The sequence below is a fragment of the Ferrimonas sediminum genome (assembly GCF_900100175.1).
GTDB classification, from domain to species: Bacteria; Pseudomonadota; Gammaproteobacteria; order Enterobacterales; family Shewanellaceae; genus Ferrimonas; species Ferrimonas sediminum.
The window spans coordinates 1-3,370 of sequence record NZ_FNEM01000039.1 but is presented as its reverse complement, the minus strand read 5'-3'; the positions used below and the strand labels follow the sequence as shown (position 1 = coordinate 3,370).

Below are 3,370 nucleotides of genomic sequence, written 5' to 3'. Positions count from 1 at the left end.
CCCCTGCCCCTGCCCCTGCCCCTGCCCCTGCCCCTGCCCTGCCCCCAGATTGAGTCTCCGCAGATTGCTGCCGGGAGTGGATTTGGTCATGCTGGCGCTGATCAAAACTTATCCTGCCTGGTGGGGCTGGAATAACTCCCCCTGCCCTGTACCCCCACCATGTTTTCGGTGTTACCGTTGAGACTGTGAGGGTAACCAAAGTGGCAGACAGGATGGCGATTCAGGATAAGGCCTACATCGGTGGGCGTTGGGTAGCGGGTAATCAAGGGTGTTTCGAGGTCGATGATCCCGCTTGTGGCGAGGTTGTGGCCCGGGTCGCCAACGTGGATCTTGATCAGGTTGAGCAAGCCATCGATGCGGCCAGTGAGGCATTTGAGTCATGGCGAATGCAGCCGGCGCAGGCCCGCTGTGACCGGGTTATGGCCTGGCAGCGACTGCTGCTGGCGCAACAGTCGCGCCTGGCGGAGTTGATAACGCTGGAGTCCGGCAAACCCATGTCTGAATCAATGGCAGAGGTGGCCTACGGTGCCAGCTACCTGAAGTGGTTTGCCGAACAGGGGGTTCGAGCCTATGGGCAAACCCTCCCTGCCCTGGCTGGCGGGCGCCGGCCCATGACCATTAAACAGCCTGTCGGCGTGGTGGCCATCATTACACCGTGGAATTTTCCCCTGGCGATGATCGCCCGTAAGGTGGCCCCGGCGTTGGCCGCCGGGTGTTGTGTGGTGATCAAGCCCGCAGCGGAAACCCCGTTGACGGCCTTGGCGTTGGTGGCTCTGGCGGAACAGGCCGGTTTCCCTGCCGGGTGCATCAATGTGGTTCCTAGTACCGATGCGGCGGGTATCGGCCAGCGTCTGTGTGCCAGTACCAAGGTTCGAAAACTGTCTTTTACCGGCTCCACCGCCGTTGGGCGGATCTTGATGGCGCAAAGCGCGGCCCAGGTTCAAAAAGTCTCATTGGAACTGGGCGGAAATGCGCCGTTTATCGTATTTGATGATGCGGATCTGGATTCGGCGGTGGCTGGGCTGATGGCGGCGAAGTTCAGAAACAGCGGCCAGACCTGCGTGGCCGCCAACCGGGTTTTGGTTCAGCAAGGGGTGTATGAGGCCTTTGTGGACAAGGTTCGTACCAAGGTGCTGGCGCTGAAGGTCGGGCCCGGTGCCATTGAGGGCAACGACATCGGGCCGCTGATCACTCTGGAGGCTCACCGGCGGGTCAGCCAGTTGGTAGAGCGAGCCGTGGCAGCCGGAGCCACAGTCAGTGCCGTTGGTACTGCCCTGCCAGGTCGTTTCTATCCGCCTACGCTGCTGGAGTCGATACGACCCTGCAATCCGATTTGGCAGCAGGAGATTTTTGGCCCGGTGCTGGCGGTGAGCCGTTTCGACACAGAGGAGGAGGCGGTTGAGCTGGCCAACAGCACCGAGTCGGGTCTGGCCAGCTACCTGTACAGTGACAATGTACGGCGGGTGATGCGGGTGGCTGAGTCGCTGGAGTTTGGCATGGTTGGCATTAATGAAGGCATTATCTCTGCCGCCGTCGCCCCGTTTGGTGGTGTAAAGAGTTCGGGGCTGGGCCGGGAAGGTGGTCAGGAAGGGCTGGACGATTATCTGGAAACCAAATATTTGTGTTTTGGTCACTAGTCACTTTCTCCCTACCATAAAATTGATCCCGTTTGTAATTGTTTGTTAGCAATTACTGATATACTGCCCGGCGAGTTGTAAACATGGAAAGGTTTTGCAGTTATGACCCCTAGAAATAGCGGTGCGCAGGCTAAGCCCATTAAGGTGCAAGCCACGGATCCCCGCAAGCTCGATCGTTTTAATCCCCGTAATCGGATTTATGTCCGTAAGTCTTCAGGCCAGTGGACCACACTGCGACGAAAAATGGGGTGGGTGTTCATGCTGTTTTTCCTGTTGTTGCCCTGGCTCCCCTGGGGAGACCGCCCTGCAGTGCTGTTTGAACTGGCGGAGCGAAAGTTTTATGTCTTTGGCCTGGTGATCTGGCCTCAGGATCTGCTGTTGCTGGCATTCCTGTTTATGATTGCCGCCTTTGCCCTGTTCTTCTTTACCACCTACCTTGGCCGGGTTTGGTGCGGGTACACCTGCCCGCAAACCATCTGGACGTTTATGTTCATCTGGGTCGAGGAGAAAATTGAGGGGGCACGCAATAAAAGGATAAAGTTGGACAAGGCGCCCTGGAGCGTCGATAAGGCCGGTAAGAAAGTTGCCAAACATGGCAGTTGGCTGGCGATGTCGTTGCTAACCGCCCTCACCTTTATCTCCTTCTTTACACCCGCCACCGAGTTGTACCCGAACTTCTTTACCGGCAATGCCAGTGGCACGGTCTATTTCTGGAGCGCCTTCTTTACCCTGGCCACCTATGGCAATGCTGGCTGGATGCGGGAGATCATGTGTCTGCATATGTGTCCCTATGCCCGCTTCCAATCTGTGATGTTTGACAAGGACACCTACTCGGTGGGCTACAACGCCAACCGCGGTGAACAGCGTGGGCCTCGTGGGCGTAAGCAGAACCCTAAAGAGATGGGGTTGGGTGATTGCATCGACTGCAACCTGTGTGTGCAGGTGTGCCCCACCGGCATCGATATTCGCAATGGTCTTCAGTACGAATGCATTAACTGCGGTGTCTGCGCCGAAACCTGTGACGATGTGATGGTGAAGATGGGCTACGACAAGGGGCTTATCAGCTACACCACAGAGCGGCAGTTAGAGGGGGGAGCCAGTAATGTCATGCGGCCGAAACTGGTGGGGTACGGCAGCGCCCTTCTGGTGATGTGTATTGCCTTTGTGGCCATGGTGGGTGCCATCAAGCCTCTGGAGGTCGATGTGATTCGTGACCGTAATATGTTGTTCCGGGAAACGAATGAGGGGTTGATTGAAAACGTCTATACCCTGAAGTTGCTGAATAAGAGTGAGCAGCCGGTGGTATTCGACCTGGCCGTGACCGGCTTGGAGGAGTACCAATGGAGCGGCCTCCGTGAAGTGGCGGTGGGAGCCGGCGAGGTGGCCAGCATTCCGGTTTCGGTAGCCGTTGACCCGTACTACATTAGAGACCCGGTGACAGATATCGATTTCGTGGTAACCGCAGAAGTGGGTTTTGAAACCGTCTCGGATCATCAAAGTTCACGTTTCATCGGCGCTGGCGGCCGGTAAACGAACGAAAACTGTATAAAAACGGGCCTTGTGCCCGTTTTTTGTTCGTGTGGAAGTTTTTTCTAAATTATCTCTTGCGAAACCAAATCCACTCCCTATAATGCATTCCCTGTCGACGGGGCACAGCGGCTTACTGAGTAAGGCACTGAGCAACAATTCGACACTCGGAAAAGCCTTTGAAAATAACGCTTGACGGGGATTGA

Annotated in this window: 3 protein-coding genes; 2 read left to right on the top strand and 1 reads right to left on the bottom strand. The window is 56.4% G+C overall.

The window, feature by feature from the left end; all coding sequences use genetic code 11:
* The first annotated feature begins 200 nt into the window (after positions 1 to 200).
* A complete protein-coding gene (locus BLT77_RS19865; RefSeq protein WP_245710008.1) occupies positions 201 to 1,637 on the top strand; it encodes an NAD-dependent succinate-semialdehyde dehydrogenase in 1,437 nt (478 codons plus the stop codon).
* Positions 1,638 to 1,739: 102 nt separating this feature from the next.
* A complete protein-coding gene (ccoG, locus tag BLT77_RS19860) occupies positions 1,740 to 3,167 on the top strand; it encodes a cytochrome c oxidase accessory protein CcoG (RefSeq protein ID WP_090368584.1) in 1,428 nt (475 codons plus the stop codon).
* Here the strand turns inward: ccoG and BLT77_RS20400 are convergent.
* A partial coding sequence (locus tag BLT77_RS20400) for a hypothetical protein (RefSeq protein ID WP_218126968.1) occupies positions 3,138 to 3,370 on the bottom strand: 233 nt, incomplete at its 5' end. The genes ccoG and BLT77_RS20400 overlap by 30 nt on opposite strands.